17 protein-coding genes and 5 tRNA genes are annotated in these 18,325 nt (G+C 58.9%); 8 read left to right on the forward strand and 14 right to left on the reverse strand.

Annotated elements, in window-relative coordinates; genetic code table 11:
* Window positions 1–51 precede the first annotated feature (51 nt).
* The 8 genes from AC1DVF_RS05580 to gltX form a co-directional block, all read right to left on the reverse strand.
* Window positions 52–501 (reverse strand): acyl-CoA thioesterase, encoded by a 450-nt coding sequence (locus AC1DVF_RS05580; RefSeq protein WP_460090337.1) that lies wholly within the window; start codon window positions 499–501, stop codon window positions 52–54.
* Window positions 502–547: 46 nt separating this feature from the next.
* The gene (locus tag AC1DVF_RS05585) at window positions 548–1,381 is read right to left on the reverse strand and encodes an alpha/beta fold hydrolase (RefSeq protein ID WP_477782202.1); all 834 of its coding nucleotides are present in this window, start codon (window positions 1,379–1,381) and stop codon (window positions 548–550) included.
* 30 nt (window positions 1,382–1,411) lie between these two features.
* On the reverse strand, window positions 1,412–1,951 hold the full coding sequence (locus AC1DVF_RS05590) for a TetR/AcrR family transcriptional regulator (protein ID WP_007913421.1): 540 nt from the start codon (window positions 1,949–1,951) through the stop codon (window positions 1,412–1,414).
* Window positions 1,952–2,133: 182 nt separating this feature from the next.
* Window positions 2,134–2,209: transfer RNA gene (locus AC1DVF_RS05595), tRNA-Glu, on the reverse strand.
* Between the two features lie 78 nt (window positions 2,210–2,287).
* Window positions 2,288–2,363 (reverse strand) — tRNA-Ala (locus AC1DVF_RS05600).
* Between the two features lie 53 nt (window positions 2,364–2,416).
* Window positions 2,417–2,492, reverse strand: a tRNA-Glu gene (locus AC1DVF_RS05605).
* Window positions 2,493–2,571: 79 nt separating this feature from the next.
* A tRNA-Ala gene (locus AC1DVF_RS05610) sits at window positions 2,572–2,647 on the reverse strand.
* A 202-nt stretch (window positions 2,648–2,849) separates the two neighbouring features.
* A complete protein-coding gene (gene gltX / locus AC1DVF_RS05615) occupies window positions 2,850–4,331 on the reverse strand; it encodes a glutamate--tRNA ligase (RefSeq protein ID WP_007913414.1) in 1,482 nt (493 codons plus the stop codon).
* A gap of 228 nt (window positions 4,332–4,559) precedes the next feature.
* On the opposite strand from gltX, the gene AC1DVF_RS05620 reads away from it, so the two are divergent.
* The gene (locus tag AC1DVF_RS05620; protein WP_093432053.1) at window positions 4,560–5,609 is read left to right on the forward strand and encodes an HlyD family secretion protein; all 1,050 of its coding nucleotides are present in this window, start codon (window positions 4,560–4,562) and stop codon (window positions 5,607–5,609) included.
* Window positions 5,599–7,149 (forward strand): MDR family MFS transporter, encoded by a 1,551-nt coding sequence (locus tag AC1DVF_RS05625; RefSeq protein ID WP_460090336.1) that lies wholly within the window; start codon window positions 5,599–5,601, stop codon window positions 7,147–7,149. Before AC1DVF_RS05620 ends, AC1DVF_RS05625 begins: the two co-directional genes overlap by 11 nt.
* Window positions 7,150–7,265: 116 nt before the next feature.
* Here the strand turns inward: AC1DVF_RS05625 and uvrB are convergent, their stop codons facing one another.
* Window positions 7,266–9,281: an excinuclease ABC subunit UvrB gene (gene uvrB, locus AC1DVF_RS05630; RefSeq protein ID WP_007913411.1), complete on the reverse strand. Its 2,016-nt coding sequence runs from the start codon at window positions 9,279–9,281 to the stop codon at window positions 7,266–7,268.
* Window positions 9,282–9,618: 337 nt separating this feature from the next.
* On the opposite strand from uvrB, the gene AC1DVF_RS05635 reads away from it, so the two are divergent.
* Window positions 9,619–10,815, forward strand: coding sequence for an amino acid aminotransferase (locus AC1DVF_RS05635; RefSeq protein ID WP_099758523.1), 1,197 nt, complete (start codon window positions 9,619–9,621; stop codon window positions 10,813–10,815).
* 224 nt (window positions 10,816–11,039) lie between these two features.
* On the forward strand, window positions 11,040–11,240 hold the full coding sequence (locus AC1DVF_RS05640) for a hypothetical protein (RefSeq protein ID WP_095047664.1): 201 nt from the start codon (window positions 11,040–11,042) through the stop codon (window positions 11,238–11,240).
* On the opposite strand, the gene AC1DVF_RS05645 is transcribed toward AC1DVF_RS05640, so the two are convergent.
* Window positions 11,237–11,467, reverse strand: a complete 231-nt coding sequence (locus AC1DVF_RS05645) for a hypothetical protein (RefSeq protein WP_093432041.1) — start codon at window positions 11,465–11,467, stop codon at window positions 11,237–11,239. The two genes, AC1DVF_RS05640 and AC1DVF_RS05645, sit on opposite strands and share 4 nt — an antisense overlap.
* A 220-nt stretch (window positions 11,468–11,687) precedes the next feature.
* On the opposite strand from AC1DVF_RS05645, the gene AC1DVF_RS05650 reads away from it, so the two are divergent.
* A tRNA-Asn gene (locus AC1DVF_RS05650) sits at window positions 11,688–11,763 on the forward strand.
* A 131-nt stretch (window positions 11,764–11,894) separates the two neighbouring features.
* Here the strand turns inward: AC1DVF_RS05650 and AC1DVF_RS05655 are convergent.
* Window positions 11,895–13,418: a nucleobase:cation symporter-2 family protein gene (locus AC1DVF_RS05655; RefSeq protein WP_460127788.1), complete on the reverse strand. Its 1,524-nt coding sequence runs from the start codon at window positions 13,416–13,418 to the stop codon at window positions 11,895–11,897.
* Between the two features lie 254 nt (window positions 13,419–13,672).
* On the opposite strand from AC1DVF_RS05655, the gene AC1DVF_RS05660 reads away from it, so the two are divergent.
* A complete protein-coding gene (locus AC1DVF_RS05660; RefSeq protein WP_477782203.1) occupies window positions 13,673–13,957 on the forward strand; it encodes a BrnT family toxin in 285 nt (94 codons plus the stop codon).
* Window positions 13,958–13,960: 3 nt separating this feature from the next.
* Window positions 13,961–14,287, forward strand: coding sequence for a BrnA antitoxin family protein (locus tag AC1DVF_RS05665; RefSeq protein WP_093432035.1), 327 nt, complete (start codon window positions 13,961–13,963; stop codon window positions 14,285–14,287).
* Here AC1DVF_RS05665 and AC1DVF_RS05670 read toward each other — a convergent pair.
* Together AC1DVF_RS05670 and xth are read right to left on the reverse strand one after the other, a co-directional pair.
* Window positions 14,284–15,117 carry an arylamine N-acetyltransferase family protein gene (locus AC1DVF_RS05670; RefSeq protein ID WP_460127786.1) on the reverse strand — a complete coding sequence of 278 codons (834 nt, stop codon included), beginning with the start codon at window positions 15,115–15,117 and terminating at the stop codon, window positions 14,284–14,286. The genes AC1DVF_RS05665 and AC1DVF_RS05670 overlap by 4 nt on opposite strands.
* Window positions 15,118–15,218: 101 nt before the next feature.
* Window positions 15,219–16,013, reverse strand: a complete 795-nt coding sequence (gene xth / locus AC1DVF_RS05675) for an exodeoxyribonuclease III (protein WP_460127784.1) — start codon at window positions 16,011–16,013, stop codon at window positions 15,219–15,221.
* A 129-nt stretch (window positions 16,014–16,142) separates the two neighbouring features.
* Between xth and AC1DVF_RS05680 the strand changes: the two genes are divergently transcribed.
* Window positions 16,143–16,718, forward strand: coding sequence for a GNAT family N-acetyltransferase (locus AC1DVF_RS05680; RefSeq protein WP_477782204.1), 576 nt, complete (start codon window positions 16,143–16,145; stop codon window positions 16,716–16,718).
* A gap of 4 nt (window positions 16,719–16,722) precedes the next feature.
* Here AC1DVF_RS05680 and AC1DVF_RS05685 read toward each other — a convergent pair whose 3' ends face one another.
* A complete protein-coding gene (locus AC1DVF_RS05685; RefSeq protein ID WP_093432023.1) occupies window positions 16,723–18,165 on the reverse strand; it encodes a mechanosensitive ion channel family protein in 1,443 nt (480 codons plus the stop codon).
* Between the last annotated feature and the right edge of the window lie 160 nt (window positions 18,166–18,325).

The raw sequence follows: 18,325 nt of genomic DNA on the forward strand, positions 1-18,325 counted from the left end.
GGCATATGTTGGCTGACACACCGCTATCGCGAGCAGGCTCACTCCTACAGTTTAGATATTTACCGACTCGGGAAGCTGGATCGCCGGGCCATAGCCCTCGATAAACTCAGCCGGCATGCGCTTCGGCTTACCGGTCGACAGTTCAATACAGACAAACGTGGTCTGCGCGCGCAACAGCGTGGCATTGTCGCTCGGGCGCTTGAGCTGGAAATGCCGGGTCATTTTCAGGCGCTGATCCCAATCAACGATCCAGGTCGCCAATTGCAGTTCGTCGCCTTCATAGGCCGCTGCCAGATAATCGATCTCGTGACGGACCACGGCCATCGCCCGATCCAGTCGCCGATACTCGACCAGATCCAGACCCAGACGTTGCGAGTGGCGCCAGGCGCAGCGCTCGAGCCAGGTCACGTACACGGCGTTATTCGCGTGGCCCAACCCGTCGATGTCCTCGGCGCCTACTTGCAGATCAATGGTAAACGGCGTTGCCCGATCCCAACCCATGCCCCACTCCCGGTCAAAGTATTCAACCGGAGCAGTGTAACGGAGCTCAGGCCGATTGGCGCGCCTGAAGGCTGCGGCCGGCCAGCAGTGATAACACGCCATCAATCACCCGAGGGTCGGCTAGCACACGCTGGTGCCCGCCGCCTTCAAGGCGCAACAGGCGACTGTCGAACCAGGATTCGTGGATCAGCTGCGATTCCTTGACCGAAACGAAATTGTCGTCTTCGGCATGCACGATCAGGCCGGGCATATCCAGTTGATAGTGAGCGACATCAAGGGTGGCGGCGCGCATACCAACGTCTTGCTCGACTTGGCGAATGAAGGCGGAGCGCGCTCGCGGCGGCATACCGACGTAGCGGGCGAAACCGCGCAGTACGCCAAGAATGCGCGCAGGCGCGGCAATACTGACAAGGGTTTCGGTGCGCAAGCCCAGTTGCACGGCGAGCATGGCGCTGGCGCCGCCCATGGAGTGACCGATGACCGCTTGCAATGGCGGCAACTCGGCAGCGGCTTCGAGCATTGCCCGAGCGAACAACACGACATTGGCTTCACGCCCCGGCGAACGACCGTGAGCCGGACCATCCAACGCGACGACGGTATACCCGGCATCGACCAGTGCGGTGATCAGCGCGGCGAACTGGGTTGGCCGCCCTTCCCAGCCGTGCATCAGCAGCACCGTCGGGCCCTGGCCCCAGCGCAGCGCCGAGAGACCAAAACGCAAAGTGATGCGTTCGGAGCTGACCAGCAGCGGCAATTCCCAATCACGAAGAGGCAGCGAACGTGGCGTCATGAATGCCACACGCATTTTGCTCGCCACGCGTTTCGGTGCAATCCAGCCCAAGGTGCCATTAACGCCACGAACCCACTTCAACGTGTTCATCGCTCTCTCCTCAGGCGAGTTGCCTTCAGGTCAACGCACCGCCGACTTGGCAGCGCGCAGCAATCGATCGGATAAGTCTCCCGGGCCGAGCGCTCTTGCGAGTGCCAGACCACCCACCATCAAAGCCACGTCAGCCAAGGCTTTGTCGGTGTCCTCAGGGCTGGACGCCAACTGCGCAATCATCAATTCCAGGTGCTCGTTCAGCGCGATGCGGAACGATTCCGGCAAGCGGCCCAGCTCGCCGATCGACGCTGGAATCGGGCATGCCGCGTCGCTGGAATCACGATGCTTGCGCGACAGGTAAAACGCGGCGACCAAGGCACGACGCTCTTCACCGGTCAACTCGGCATCCATGTCGGCAATCAGGTCGCGGCGGCGGCCGAGAAGCTGCTTGAACGCTTCCAGCATCATCGCGTCCTTGCTTTCGAAGTGCGCATAGAAACCGCCGACGGTCAGGCCGGCTGCGCCCATCACTTCGCCCACGCTAGGGTCGGCCGGGCCACGCTGAATCAGTGCGGCGCTGGCAGCCTTGAGGATGCGTTCGCGGGTTTGAGCTTTTTTATCGTTCATCGTTGCCTCCGAATATTACGACTAGAATATTATTCGCATAATAATATTCTGCAAGTCAAGGATATGACCGCTGGTCTGATGCACAGTGTAAGGAAAAAGGAGAATTGGCCAAACGCCAGACAAACAAAAGGGCCATTCAATAATTGAATGACCCTTATAAAATCCCGCAGAGCGGGTAATCGTGGCGTCCCCTAGGGGACTCGAACCCCTGTTACCGCCGTGAAAGGGCGGTGTCCTAGGCCACTAGACGAAGGGGACAAAAACCTTCTATACAACTGATCAGCGCTGAGAACTGATCGATTCAAGGCCGGTGTGGCCAGACCTTGAACTGTAAATTGGTGGAGCTAAGCGGGATCGAACCGCTGACCTCCTGCATGCCATGCAGGCGCTCTCCCAGCTGAGCTATAGCCCCGGATTTTTCGCCTCGCGGCGGAGTGACATCTTGCAACATCACTTCTGTAAAACTGGCGTCCCCTAGGGGACTCGAACCCCTGTTACCGCCGTGAAAGGGCGGTGTCCTAGGCCACTAGACGAAGGGGACGCAAACCCTTCTATACAACTGATCAACGCTGAGTGTTGATCGCTTCGGAGCCGGTGTGGCCAGGCTTCGAAGTGTAAATTGGTGGAGCTAGACGGGATCGAACCGTCGACCTCTTGCATGCCATGCAAGCGCTCTCCCAGCTGAGCTATAGCCCCTCATCGTTGATGTCATCGCTGAGGACGGGGCGAATCTTAAGGGCGTATCGAAAGCCTGTCAAACTTATTTTTGAAAAATTTCAAAATTTTTCGTCGGCATAACAATCACTTACCGCCCTCCCCCCGTAAATTCGGGAGAAGCGCCGAAGGCACGATCAAAAGATCGCAGCCTTCGGCAGCTCCTGCACAAAGCCGCAAGCGCTTAGGCGATAGCGCCGAGCAGCTTTTCCCACTCTTTGTTTTCTTTCTTCGACACGCCACCCAGCAGGTCAATCGCCTGCCGCAGACGATAACGGGTCAGATCCGGGCCAAGGATTTCCATGGCATCGAGCACCGAGACCGAACTCGCCTGACCGGTGATCGCAGCAAACATCAGCGGCATCGCATCGCGCAGTTTCAACTCCAGCGATTCGACCACAGCCTGAATCGTCGCGGTGATGTTGTCCTTCTCCCACTGACGCAGGCTTTCCAGCTTCCACAGGATCAACTGCATCAACTGGCGAACCTGATCACCCGAAAGCTTTTTCGATTCGAACAGCTTGGCATCCGGATTGACGCCGCCGGCGAAGAAGAAACCGCCCAACGGGGCAACCTGGCTGAAGGTTTCAACGCGGCCCTGAACGTGCGGCGCGATCTTCATCATGTATTCGGAATTGAACGCCCACTTCTGCACGCGTGCAGCGAACTCTTCCACCGGCAGATCACGCAGCCACTGGCCGTTGAGCCACGACAGCTTCTCGATGTCGAAGATCGGCCCGCCCAGCGAGACACGCTTGAGGTCGAAGTTGTCGACCATTTCCTGCAGCGAGAACTTCTCGCGCTCGTCCGGCATCGACCAGCCCATACGGCCGAGGTAGTTGAGCATCGCTTCCGGCATGAAGCCCATGCGCTCGTAGAATGTCACCGAGGTAGGGTTCTTGCGCTTGGACAGCTTGCTCTTGTCCGGGTTACGCAGCAGCGGCATGTAGCACAGCTCTGGCTGTTCCCAGCCGAAGTACTCGTAAAGCAGAATCAGTTTCGGTGCCGATGGCAGCCACTCTTCGCCGCGCAGCACGTGGGTGATGCCCATCAGGTGGTCGTCGACGACATTGGCGAGGAAGTACGTCGGCAGGCCGTCGGTCTTCATCAGCACTTGCATGTCCATGCGATCCCACGGGATCTCGACGTCGCCACGGAGCATGTCCGGCACCACGCAAACGCCTTCGCTCGGCACTTTCATGCGGATCACGTGGGGTTCGCCAGCGGCCAGACGGGCGGCGACTTCTTCTTTCGACAGCAGCAGCGCGCGGCCGTCATAACGTGGTGTTTCGCCGCGAGCCATTTGCTCGGCGCGCATCTGATCCAGCTCTTCAGCGGTGCAGAAGCACGGAAACGCGTGGCCCATGTCGACCAGTTGCTGGCAGTACTTTTGATAGATGTCGCCGCGCTCACTCTGGCGATACGGGCCGTGCGGGCCGCCGACGTCCGGGCCTTCGCTCCAGTCGATACCCAACCAGCGCAGGGCGTCGAAGATCTGCTGTTCGGACTCGCGGGTCGAACGCAACTGGTCAGTGTCTTCGATGCGCAGGATGAACTCACCGCCATGCTGCTTGGCAAAGCAGTAGTTGAACAATGCGATGTAAGCGGTACCTACGTGGGGGTCCCCGGTAGGCGATGGCGCGATGCGAGTGCGGACGGTGGTCATGGCATGTCTCGAAAAGAATGAAAAGCAAAACAATCAAGCGGCGAATGGTAACAGGCGACACCCGCCCCGCTCCAGCGGGCAGGGCATTTAAGCCAAGTTTGCGTCTGGAACGCCCGTAAGCCGTGGTGAATGGGCAAATATCAGCGGATGGCATTTACCGTTTATCGGCTGTATGCCAGATTCGCCTGCTGATAACTTTCCTTACAATTCATCGACTACAGTTTGCCCATGCCTGCCCAACTCAAGCGTCGCCTGTTGATTTTCCTGCTGCTCGTCCTGCTGATTGCCGGGGGCTTTTTCGCCCATTGGTTTTTCAAGGGGCGTTTTTATGAAAGCACCGACAACGCCTATGTCCAGGGCGAAATCACCCGTGTGTCGAGCCAGTTGAGCGCGCGCATCGATGAAGTGCTGGTGCAGGACAATCAACACGTGGAAAAAGGCCAGTTGCTGGTGCGCCTCGAACCGAATGATTTCCGTCTGGCCATCGATCGCGCCAATGCCGCCCTTGCCACCCGCGAAGCCGAGCGCCTGCAAGCGCAAAGCAAATTGACTCAGCAAGCCAGTTTGATTGCTTCCAGCGACGCACAAGTGGCAACCACCCAAGCAACGTTGGGCCGCTCGCAAATGGATTTGTCGCGTGCCGAAACCCTGCGCAAGCCCGGTTACGTTTCCGAAGAACGCGTGACCACCCTCTCCGCTGACGCTCATATCGCCCGTTCGCAGGTGGCCAAGGCGCAGGCCGATGCGCAAGGCCAGCGTCAGCAGGTCAACGCCCTGAACGCAGAAATCAAACGCCTCGACGCACAAATCGCCAACGCCCGCGCCGATCTCGCGCAAGCCGAACTTAACCTGACCCGCAGCGAAATCCACGCGCCAATCAGCGGCCTGGTCGGCCAGCGCGCCGCGCGTAACGGCCAAGTGGTGCAGGCTGGCGCTTACCTGCTGTCGATCGTCCCGGACGAAGACATCTGGGTGCAGGCCAACTTCAAGGAAACCCAGATCGGCCACATGCAGCCCGGGCAAAAAGCCGAGCTGACCTTCGATGCCTACAGCGACACGCCGATCGAAGCGCGGGTCGACAGCCTGTTCGCCGCCTCCGGCGCGCAATTCAGCCTGCTGCCGCCGGACAACGCCACCGGCAACTTCACCAAAGTCGTGCAGCGGATTCCGGTAAAACTGACCTTCAAGGCCGACAACCCGTTGCACGGCAAGATCCGTCCGGGCATGTCGGTGACCGCCACCGTGAACATCAAAGACGCCCCGGACAATGGCCGGTGATGCGCTGATCCGCCCGGTCGGCGAACCGACCCGGCGCGATTGGATTGCGGTGATGAGCGTGATGCTCGGCGCGTTTATGGCCGTGCTCGACATTCAGATCACCAACTCTTCTCTGAAAGATATTCAGGGCGCCTTATCGGCGACGCTGGAAGAAGGCTCGTGGATTTCCACGTCGTATCTGGTCGCGGAAATCATCATGATTCCGTTGACCGCGTGGCTGGTGCAGTTGCTGTCGGCGCGGCGACTGGCGGTGTGGGTGTCGCTGGGTTTTCTGGTTTCCTCGCTGCTGTGCTCGATGGCGTGGAGCCTGGAGAGCATGATCGTCTTTCGCGCCATGCAGGGTTTCACCGGCGGCGCGCTGATCCCGCTGGCGTTCACCCTGACCCTGATCAAACTCCCCGAACACCACCGCGCCAAAGGCATGGCGATGTTCGCCATGACCGCCACGTTCGCCCCGTCCATCGGCCCGACGCTGGGCGGCTGGCTCACGGAAAACTGGGGTTGGGAATACATCTTCTACATCAACATCCCGCCGGGCCTGATCATGATCGCCGGCCTGATGTACGGGCTGGAAAAGAAAGAAGCGCACTGGGAATTACTGAAAAGCACCGACTACACCGGAATCCTCACGCTGGGGATTGGTCTCGGCTGCTTGCAGGTTTTTCTAGAGGAAGGCCATCGCAAGGATTGGCTCGAATCAAGCCTGATAGTGACGCTGGGCAGCATTGCGCTGGTGAGTCTGATCACCTTTGTGATCGTGCAGATCTCCAAACCGAATCCGCTGATCAATCTGGGCATCCTGCGTAATCGCAATTTCGGTCTGTCGAGTATTTCCAGTCTGGGCATGGGTGTCGGGTTGTACGGTTCGATCTATCTGTTGCCGCTGTATCTGGCGCAGATCCAGAACTACAACGCCCTGCAGATCGGCGAAGTGATCATGTGGATGGGCGTGCCACAGCTGTTCCTGATTCCGCTGGTGCCGAAGCTGATGAAGTTTGTTTCGCCGAAATGGCTGTGCACGATCGGTTTTGGATTGTTCGGGCTAGCGAGTTTTTCTTCGGGGGTGCTCAACCCGGATTTCGCCGGGCCGCAGTTCAACCAGATCCAGATTATTCGTGCGCTGGGGCAGCCGTTGATCATGGTGACCATTTCGCTGATCGCCACGGCGTACATCCTGCCGCAGGACGCGGGGTCGGCGTCGAGTCTGTTCAATATCCTGCGAAATCTGGGCGGCGCGATTGGTATTGCCCTGCTCGCGACACTGCTGGATGCGCGCACCAAGACCTACTTCGATTATTTGCGCGAGGCGGTGGTGCCGACCAATCCGCAGGTGGCCGAGCGTTTGGCGTCGATGACTGATCGGTTTGGCAGTGACACGGCGGCGTTGAGCAAGCTGAGCGAGATCGTCCATCAGCAGGCGGCGATCATGGCGTACAACGATGCGTTTCACTTTGTCGGGATTGCGCTGGGAATCAGCATGTTGGCGATTTTGCTGACCAAGAAATTGCCAGAGGGGCTGAAGGCTGGGGAGTCTCATTAAGACCGCGTCGCCCCATTCGCGAGCAAGCTCGCTCCCACAGGGGATTTGTGAACGACACAACTCCAATGTGGGAGCGAGCTTGCTCGCGAAGAGGCCCGACTAAACACTGCAAATTTTCAGACCGCCAAAAGCCGCTCACGCAGTTTGGCAATCTCGTCGCGCATCTGCGCCGCCGCTTCAAATTCCAGATCCCGCGCCAACTGATACATCTTCTCTTCCAGCGCACGAATGCGCTTGGTGATTTCGCTCGGCGAGCGCAGTTCGGCTTCGTACTTGGCGTTCTCTTCGGCAGCCTTGGCCATGCCTTTGCGCTTCTTGCTGCGCGAGCCCGGCACGGTGGCGCCTTCCATGATGTCGGCGACGTCCTTGATCACCCCGCGCGGGGTGATGCCGTTTTCCAGGTTGAACGCTATCTGCTTGTCGCGACGCCGCTCGGTCTCGCCAATCGCCCGCTCCATCGAACCGGTCATGCGATCGGCATAGAGAATCGCCCGACCATTGAGGTTACGTGCGGCGCGACCAATGGTCTGAATCAGCGAACGCTCGGAACGCAGGAAGCCTTCCTTGTCCGCGTCAAGAATCGCCACCAGCGACACTTCCGGCATGTCCAGGCCTTCACGCAGCAAGTTGATCCCGACCAGCACATCAAAGGTCCCGAGGCGCAGGTCGCGAATGATTTCCACGCGCTCAACGGTGTCGATATCAGAGTGCAGATAACGCACGCGCACGCCGTGATCGGCGAGGTAATCGGTAAGGTCTTCGGCCATGCGTTTGGTTAGCGTGGTGACCAGCACCCGCTCCTCGACCGCCACGCGTTTGCTGATTTCCGAGAGCAGATCATCGACCTGAGTCAGCGCCGGACGCACTTCAACCTGCGGGTCGACCAGGCCAGTCGGCCGCACCACTTGCTCAACCACACGCCCGGCGTGCTCGGCTTCGTAGTTGCCCGGCGTCGCCGAGACGAAAATGGTCTGCGGGCTGACCCCTTCCCACTCGTCGAAACGCATCGGTCGGTTATCCAGCGCCGACGGCAAACGGAAGCCGTATTCAACGAGGGTTTCCTTACGCGAACGGTCGCCCTTATACATCGCGCCGACCTGCGGCACGCTGACGTGGGATTCGTCGATCACCAGCAAGGCATCGGCCGGCAGATAATCGTAGAGCGTTGGCGGCGCGGCACCGGCCGGGCGACCGGACAGGTAGCGCGAGTAGTTTTCGATGCCGTTGCAATAACCCAACTCGAGGATCATCTCCAGGTCGAAACGGGTGCGCTGTTCAAGACGCTGGGCTTCGACCAGTTTGTTGTTGCTGCGCAGGTATTCGAGGCGTTCCTGCAATTCGACCTTGATGTGTTCGATGGCGTCGAGCAGGGTTTCCCGTGGCGTTACATAGTGGCTCTTCGGGTAGAAGGTGAAGCGCGGCATCTTGCGGATGACTTCGCCGGTCAGCGGGTCGAACGCGGAAATGCTTTCGACCTCGTCATCGAACAGCTCGATGCGGATCGCTTCCAGATCGGATTCCGCCGGGTAGATGTCGATCACATCGCCGCGTACACGGAAAGTCGCGCGGGCAAAGTCCATATCGTTGCGCGTGTATTGCAAGTCGGCCAGCCGCCGCAACAGCGCACGCTGATCGAGTTTGTCGCCACGATCGACATGCAGCACCATCTTCAAATAGGTTTCCGGGCTACCCAGACCGTAGATGCACGACACCGTGGTGACGATGATCGCGTCTTTACGCTCCAGCAACGCTTTGGTTGCGGACAGGCGCATCTGCTCGATGTGGTCGTTGATCGACGCATCCTTCTCGATGAAGGTGTCGGACGACGGCACATAGGCTTCGGGCTGGTAGTAGTCGTAGTAGGAAACGAAATACTCGACGGCATTATTCGGGAAGAACGCCTTGAACTCACCGTACAGCTGCGCAGCAAGGGTCTTGTTCGGCGCCAGCACCAGGGTCGGGCGCTGAATCTGCGAAATGACATTGGCGATGCTGAAGGTCTTGCCCGAGCCGGTCACACCGAGCAGCGTCTGGTGCGCCAGCCCGGCCTCGATGCCCTCCACCAATTGGCGGATGGCTTCTGGCTGATCGCCGGCGGGCTCGAAGCGGGTGACGAGCTGGAATTCGGACATATACACCTCTGGGATCGCGGCATTCCGAGCAAAGCGGTACACCACGGGGACGACCGCAAACGACCGGTGTCGCGCAAGAAAAAACCTGGATTGTGCTCAATGTGGTGGCGATTGCCTCACCTTTCAAGGCAAACGTCCTACATCCGGTAAAGACTCTGACACGTGCAGTCGACTAACGGTCAAGAAATAATCGGAAAAACTTACCCTAAAAGCCGAATCGCCTGTCGCCATTGTTCCGTAATGGCCTCTATACTAGCTCCCCGTTTGTGCACCGCTCTAGTGCATCCGGCTGGAGCGCGACACGTCCCTCCATTCTCCATTCAGAGCCGCCGCAATAATGAGCCTGTTCTCCGCTGTCGAAATGGCACCCCGCGATCCAATCCTGGGCCTCAACGAAGCATTCAACGCCGATACCCGGACCACCAAGGTCAACCTGGGCGTGGGTGTTTACTGCAACGAAGAGGGGCGAATTCCACTTCTGCGCGCCGTGATCGAAGCCGAAACCGTTCGCGCCGCTCAACACGCTTCGCGCGGTTACCTGCCGATCGATGGTATCGCCGCCTACGACCAGGCCGTGCAAAAGCTGCTGTTCGGCAACGACTCGCCGCTGATCAGCGCCGGTCGCGTCATCACCACTCAGGCCGTCGGCGGGACCGGCGCACTGAAGATCGGTGCCGACTTCCTCAAGCAACTGCTGCCGAACGCCGTTGTGGCGATCAGTGACCCAAGCTGGGAAAACCACCGTGCCCTGTTCGAAACCGCCGGTTTCCCGGTGCAGAACTACCGTTACTACGACGCAGCCAGCCACGATGTGAATCGTGCCGGCATGCTCGACGACCTCAACGCCCTGCCGAACGGCTCGGTCGTTGTCCTGCACGCCTGCTGCCACAACCCGACTGGCGTCGACCTGACCCCGGCGGACTGGAACAACGTGCTGGAAGTGGTTAAAACCAAAGGTCACGTGCCGTTCCTCGACATGGCCTATCAAGGTTTTGGCGACGGCATCGACGAAGACGCCGCAGCTGTGCGCCTGTTCGCTGAGTCCGGTCTGACTTTCTTCGTTTCGAGCTCGTTCTCCAAATCGTTCTCGCTGTACGGCGAGCGCGTTGGTGCGCTGTCGATCATCAGCGAATCGAAAGAAGAAAGCGCGCGCGTGCTGTCGCAGGTCAAGCGCGTGATCCGCACCAACTACTCCAACCCGCCGACCCACGGCGCAAGCATCGTTGCAGCTGTATTGAACAGCCCGGAACTGCGTGCACAATGGGAAGCCGAGCTGGCGGAAATGCGTCTGCGCATTCGCGGCATGCGCGAGCAGATGGTTGCCCTGCTGGCAGAGAAAGCCCCGGGCCGCGACTTCAGCTTCGTCGGTCGTCAGCGCGGCATGTTCTCCTACTCGGGCCTGACCACTGAACAAGTGCATCGCCTGCGTAACGAGTTCGGCATCTACGCCCTGGACACCGGCCGCATCTGCGTGGCTGCGCTGAACCAGAACAACATCAAGGCGGTAACGGATGCGATTGTTCAGGTCATCTGATTTCGCACTGTGATGAAAAACGGGAAGCCTTGGGGCTTCCCGTTTTTTATTGTCACGAAACAATCCCTATCCCCTCTAAACTGCACACATGTCCAAATGTGGGAGCGAGCTTGCTCGCGAAAGCGATCTGTCATTCAACATCGTTGTCGACTGACATGACGCCTTCGCGAGCAAGCTCGCTCCCACAGGTGATGAGTACATTCCAGAATTTTGTGAGATCAGATATGAAAAACGACAACCTGCGCGCCGACCGTGACGACCTGGATGATTTCATCCCTCGTGCCTCGGCCAAACGCGAGAAAAGCCTGGTGCTGCAAGTCGCCGCCGGGGTGTTCCTGGGTGGCCTGGTCCTGTGGCTGGTGCAACTGGCCGCCACCGCGGCTTACGCCAAACTGATGATGGGCACCATCACCTTCGGCAGTTAAGCCAGTTCGATCGCTCGCTGACTCGCGGCGTCGTCATAAACGACGTACAGCGATTCGGCGATCTGACTCTTGATCGCCTTGGTGCTTTCAAGACCCAGGACGAAGCCTTCGGCCTTGCCACCGGCGCGGTTCAATTCCTCAGCGGTACTGGCCTGGGTGATTGCATCGAAGAGTTTTTCGGCGTGAGGGCCAACGCCCTTGGGCAGGCTGATTTGCGCGATGCTCATGCGAACACCTCGCTGTTGCGGGATAAATGGTTCATGACGCAGACCTTTTTCGGCGAATGGCCGGCAGCGCGTGTGACCACTTCCGGGCGCCCATGGTAGACCTCTGCTGCAGTTCTGGTAACCGCCAATCGCTGACAAGTCACCGTTCGTCCCGAGGATTCAGCTAATTTTACAACCGGCGCTTGACTTCTCTTTTTGAATCAGTAACATACGCACCAATTCCGCAATAGCTCAGTTGGTAGAGCAAATGACTGTTAATCATTGGGTCCCTGGTTCGAGTCCAGGTTGTGGAGCCAGATAGCAAAGCCCCTGAATCGAAAGATTCAGGGGCTTTTTTGTGGGCGCTTGAAAAGGTCAAAAGATCTTGAAATGAAAAAGGGCCGATCTGTGCTTACCAGATCGGCCCTTTTCTATTCAGGCACAGCCGTCAGACATGCTCGCTGGGTCTCACCTGCGCTTTCGGGGCACCCTGCCCATGATCGTGATCATCAGGCTCGATGACCGGCACTTCCTTGCCATCGCAGTCATGCAGCTTGCCGTCGCTGAAGTAATCGCCTTCACGCAGCGCCGCCAGGTCGCGATAGCGCAGGGTCCGCTCTTCCGCCGCAGCAAACACCGACTGCTGATCCGAGTTACCGGCGGTGAAGTGGTTGAACGCCAAGTTGAGCAGGATCGCCATGATCGCCGACGAGCTGATGCCCGAATGGAAAATGGTCGCGAACCAGCTTGGGAAGTGGTCGTAGAAGTTCGGTGCGGCAATCGGGATCATGCCGAAACCGATCGAAGTGGCGACGATGATCAGGTTGACGTTGTTGCGATAATCAACCTTGGACAGCGTACGGATACCGCTCGCCGCCACCGTGCCGAACAGCACGATACCGGCGCCGCCGAGTACCGACGTCGGCACTGCTGCGATAACCCGACCCATGAACGGCAGCAGACCAAGAATTACCAGGAAGATACCGCCAGTAGCGACCACGTAACGGCTCTTGATCCCGGTAACCGCCACCAGCCCAACGTTCTGGGCGAAGGCGCTCTGGGTGAACGAACCGAAAATCGGCGCAAACATGCTCGACAGCATGTCTGCCCGCAGGCCATTGCCCAGGCGTTTGGAATCGACCTTGGTGCCGATGATTTCACCGACCGCAAGAATGTCCGCCGAAGTTTCCACCAGGGTCACCATGACCACGATGCACATCGACAGAATTGCGGCGAAGTGGAAGGTCGGCATGCCGAAATGGAACGGCGTCGGGAAGCCAAACATCGGCCCCGTGGTGACGCTGGAGAAGTCCGCCATGCCAAGGAACACCGCCAGCACCGTGCCGATCACCATGGCCAACAGGATCGACAGACGCGAGATGGTCGAGCTGCCGACCTTGCTCAGCAGCAACACCAGCACCAGCGTGACTGCCGCCAGACCGATGTTCTGCATGCTGCCGAAGTCCGGCGCATGGCTGTTGCCGCCCATGGCCCAGCGCGCGGCCACCGGCATCAGCGTCAAGCCGATGGTGGTGATCACGATGCCGGTGACCAGCGGCGGGAAGAACTTGGTGATGCGCGAGAACACCGGTGTGATCAACAAGCCTATCAAGGAAGCCGCAATCACTGCGCCAAGCACGGACTGGAAGCCGCCCTCCCCGCCACTGCTGACGATCGCGACCATGGTCGCCACACCGGAGAACGACACGCCCTGCACCAGCGGCAACTGACAACCAAAAAACGGTAGACCCAGGGTTTGCAGCAGCGTCGCCAGCCCCCCCGCAAACAATGAAGCAGCAATCAGCAAACCAATGTCCGCCGGCGACAGGCCGGCCGCCTGGCCGATGATCAGTGGCACCGCAACGATACCGCCGTACATGGTCAGAACATGTTGCAGGCCGTAAGCCATATTCGCGCCGACCCCGAGATTTTCGTCCTCGGGCCGTTGGTGTGAAACATGGGGCGTTTTCATGGTGGGGGGTTCCCTGGTTTTTGTTATGCGCACACTGTATTCAATACTCGTGACAAATGTCCATAGAGTTGTATACAACTTATCAGTCACATAATGGATAGGTAGCCACCCAAGCTTCTAGCCCGCTGCTCCCATCCCCCACAAATCCGGCAACACTTCCTCTCCAGTGCCCTCGCCTGCCGCCACTACGCTGAAGTGTTCACGGCGACCGACGGTGCGGTCGCGCTCTTTTTTATACATATAAAGTATGCATAATGAAGTCAATTGAAATTCAGTACGACAAAAGCAAGAACGCAGCCAACAAACTCAAGCACAAGGGCATCAGCCTCGCCGAGACCGAACCGGTCTTTCACGACGAACGAGCACTGACGATCGAGGACAACGACCATGACGAACAGCGCTGGATCACTATTGGCGCCAACGGCAAAGGGCGCTTGTTGGTCGTTGCTTACAGTTACCGGGATGCAAATGTCGTTCGAATCATTTCTGCGCGTGTCGCCACACCCAGCGAACGTAGCGCTTATTTTCTGGAGGCTTGATCGATGCAAGACGAATATGACTTTTCTCAGGGCAAACGCGGTGCGTTGGCTTCAAACAAGGGCAAAACCCGCATCACCATCATGCTGGATGACGCCGTCATCGAAGCGGCGCGAACGGTCGCGGAAAACGAAGGGTTCGGTTATCAGACGGTGATCAATAACACCCTGCGTCATGCCCTGCTCGATGCCGTTGCCAAACCGGAACAAGCCGAATCGAGCGGGCAATTCAAGAAAGGCATCACCGCTGCAGACCTCAAGAGTCTCGAGAAAAAACTGTCGGCAGCGGTCGGAGAAATTCGCCGAGTGCTCGAGCCCGACGCCAAGCCCTAAACGGAAACCGGTACGATCATCCGCGCCAGAGCCTGCCGTATGTGGGGCAGATCCGGCAGGTGCAGAGCAAACTCGCGCGCCAGCAATTCAATCAGCTCATCGACCCGAGTAACCTCGCGTCGCTCACTGCTGGCGCCCATGCGATGAACAGCGAAACTGCCGTTGTTCAGGGTCTTGCGCCAGCCATCCCCGGTGCGCGCCACCATCAGGCGCTGTGCAAACGGTGACTCAGGGTGAGTCGAGACATACCAGTTGCCAATGGTGTAATCGATGTCTTCCTGGCGTTGCAGATCGAACAGGTACATCGGCCGCCATTCACCCGCCACATTGGCACGTAGCATGTAGCCGTCGGCCTGTTTTTCAATGCGATAAGGTTCGTGAGGGGTCGCTTGCTCGGTCTCGGTATCGAGCAGCAGCGGCGCGGTCGGCACCATGCCGCCGAAGCCGACATCTGTGATGTAGCGCACGTCGTCGATGGTCACCAGACTCAAACGGTGTGTGCGCGCTGTCCAGCTGCCTTCGGGCTGATTCATTACCACGCGCCCGCTGATGGCCCGAGCGTCGAAGCCCAGTTCCAGCAACAGGGCAAAGAATAGGTTATTGAGCTCGTAGCAGTAACCACCGCGTCCACCGAGCAGGACTTTCTCTTCAATGGATGGCAGATCGATCAATACCGCCGCGCCGGTAATCGTCGCCAGATTCTCGAAAGGGAACACGCCGGTATGGCGCAGTTGCAGCAGGCGCAGGGTCGCCACTGTCGGTTCCGGTGGCGTTTCAAAACCCAGACGTTGCAGGTACAGCTTCAGATTCGTCAGGCGTGGCTCACTCATTGCTCGATCCTTATGCATGGGGCCGCAGGTCACTGCGTTGATGGTCGCCATGTATACGGGATCAGGCACTGCTTTCGACAATTGATTTCGCCAATCGCCCGCTAGCGTTTCTTGCGGGAACCGATGCGAATCCATGTCGGCGCATGGTCACTGGCGTGCGGTTCATTGCGCACCCAGGCATCTACACCGGCGTCATGCAAATACGGACTCAGCGCCGGGTTGAGCAATAGATGATCGATGCGCAGACCGGAGTTGGTTTGCCAATGCTGCCGAAAGTAATCCCAAAACGTATAGAGCCGATCCTCGGGATACAGATGCCGCAGCGAATCGGTCCAGCCTTGATCGAGCAAGCGCTGATAACACTCGCGGCTCTCGGGTTGCAGCAGCGCATCCTTGAGCCACGAGCGGGTGTTGTAGATGTCCATGTCGGTGGGCACGACGTTGTAGTCGCCGGCCAGCACCACCGGGTGATCGCTGCTTTGCAGGTCTTTTGCATAGCTGATCAGCCGTTCGAACCACGCTAGTTTGTAATCGAATTTCGGCCCCGGCTGCGGGTTGCCGTTGGGCAGGTACAGGCAGCCGACCAGCACCCCATGCACCGCCGCTTCCAGATAACGACTGTGCTTGTCATCGGGATCACCCGGCAGACCGCGTCGGCTCTCCAGCGGCTGCGCATCGCGGGCGAGAATTGCTACACCGTTCCAGGAGGCCTGGCCCTGCCAGATCGCGCCGTAACCGGCGGCTTCCAGTTCTGCTGCGGGAAACGCCGTGTCGACGGATTTGAGTTCTTGCAGGCAGGCGATATCCGGCTGCTCGCGCTTGAGCCAGTCCAGCAGGTTCGGCAAACGTGCGCGTAAACCGTTGACGTTGTAAGTGGCGATTCGCAGGTTTTTCATCGGCTGAGGCTCCTGCCCAAGGGCTGTAAAAATTGTGACCCCGTGATCATCGTGCCGGTTGCATCGGATCAGTCTCGTGCGGCGTAATGGGCGCTCGCCATTCGCCCGCACTGCCGAGACCGGAATCCCATGCAAACCACGCTGCAAGGTCAGCGCATCCTCTTGCGCCCGCTCCAGTATTCAGATGCCGACGCCCTGCTCCACGCTGCCGCTGACGGCGAATTGTGGAACCTCACCGTCACCGTGGTGCCTTCGCCCAGCACTGTCGACAGTTATCTGAAAAAAGCCCTCGATGGCCGTGATGCCGGCACGGTAATGCCGTTTGTCATTGTGCTCAAAGACACTGGCGAAGTGCTCGGCTCAACGCGTTTCTGGAAGATCGACCCGCTCAATCGCAAGCTGGAAATCGGCAGCAGCTGGATCGCCGCGAGCTGGCAGAAATCCTTCGTCAACACCGAAGCCAAATACCTGATGCTGCGACACGCCTTCAAAGCGCTCAACTGCGTGCGCGTGCAGTTCACCACCGACGAGAACAACCAGAAATCACGTAATGCGATCTTGCGCCTTGGCGCGCAGCAAGAAGGCATCGTCCGGCATGAGCGGATCATGCCGGACGGGCGCAAGCGCAACTCGGTGCGCTTCAGCATCATCGACGACGAGTGGCCGCAGGTGCGCTTGCATCTGGAGCAGAAACTCGCTACTTGACCCTTCAGGCGCGATTACGCAGCCACTGCAAAAAGCCTCTTTTGGGTACAACCGCCGGCGCTTCCTCGGTCAGGGATTGCGCCTTGTGCAGGCGGAAATCGAGCAGCGTCTGCATCGCGTCGTGGATATCATGACGCGCATCGAGGCACGGTTTGAGGTACGACTTCTCGATGCGATACAACGCGCAAAAGGTCTTCGCCGAAAAGTCCGCCGGCAATGCGGAATCGGACAAGATCCCTGCCTCGCCAATCACCTCGCCCGGCCCCATGCGCCCGGACTCGAACGGTGTGCCGTGACGCTTCAACGTCACCGACACCACACCGGACTCGATAATGAACAAATGATCGCTGACCTCCCCACCCGCCAGAATGACTTCGCCGGCACGGAAGGTTTGCAGGCTCATGTTCTGGCTGAAGGTGTCCTTCTCTTCCTGGCGCAGGGTGGAGAAAATCGGCGAGCTGTCGAGCAACGCCCGGGGCCGCGACAGGTTGGTCGGCGCAGCACTTTCATCGCTCGACAGCAGATTGACCCCGGAGGCCTGCAAGTGCCGATAGGCCAGATCGAACAACTGATTGCGCACCACGCGCTTCTCGCCCATTGAGGCGACGAAACCGCTGATCTCGTATTCCGCGCCACTGCTGCCGGAGCTTTTCAGTGCGACGCTCGGCGCAGGTGTGTCGAGCAACTGGCGACAGCCCTGCATCGCCCGCTCCAGCGCATCGATCACCGAACTGGGCCGCGCATGCGGGCTGACTTGCACGCTGACCGCGACGCCGAACATATTGCTCGGCCGACTGAAATTGATGATCTTGGCCTTGGCCGCCAGCGAATTGGGGATCACCGCCATGCTGCCCTGACTGGTTTGCAGGCGCGTGGCGCGCCAGTCGATATCGGTGACGCGGCCTTCAGTGCCGTCGATGGAAATCCAGTCATCGAGTTGATAAGGCTTGGTGGTGTTGAGGACGATTCCGGAAAACACATCGCTGAGCGTGCTCTGCAAGGCCAGACCGACAATGATCGCCAACGCCCCGGAGGTCGCCAGTACGCCTTTGACCGGCAGATCCAGCACATAGGCCAGCGCCGCAATGATCGCGATGAGGAAAATCACCGCGCCGAGCAAGTCCTGCAACAACCGCCCGGTGTGGCCGACCCGCTGCATCATCACCGCGCCGATCAACACCGTCAGGGTGCGCGCACCGAACAGCCACCAGCCAATCTGCAGGCCAGTCGCCGCCAGGTGCAGCGGCACGTTGTCGGCCCACGGCGCCGGCTCCATCGGATTGAGGCCTTCGTTGAACAGCAGCACGCTGAACAGGCTGAAAATCAGCACCCGCACCAGCAGTTTCCACTCGCTGCCATGGGAACTGATCAGACGCCATAAACCCAGATCGAGGAGGATCAGGATCAACGCGCAGAACAACGGATGTTCGGTGAGCAGAGACAGCATCAAACAACTCCGACAGGGGCCAATCGCGAGAAGATCGCACAGATTGAGCAAGTGTAGGAGCAATTGATTTCAGAGGATGAACACGCCCGCAAAAACACCACAAAACCAAATGTGGGAGCGAGCCTGCTCGCGAATGCGGTCGATCAGTCAAAGGTGCATC

This window comes from Pseudomonas sp. P4_D7, assembly GCF_056401755.1.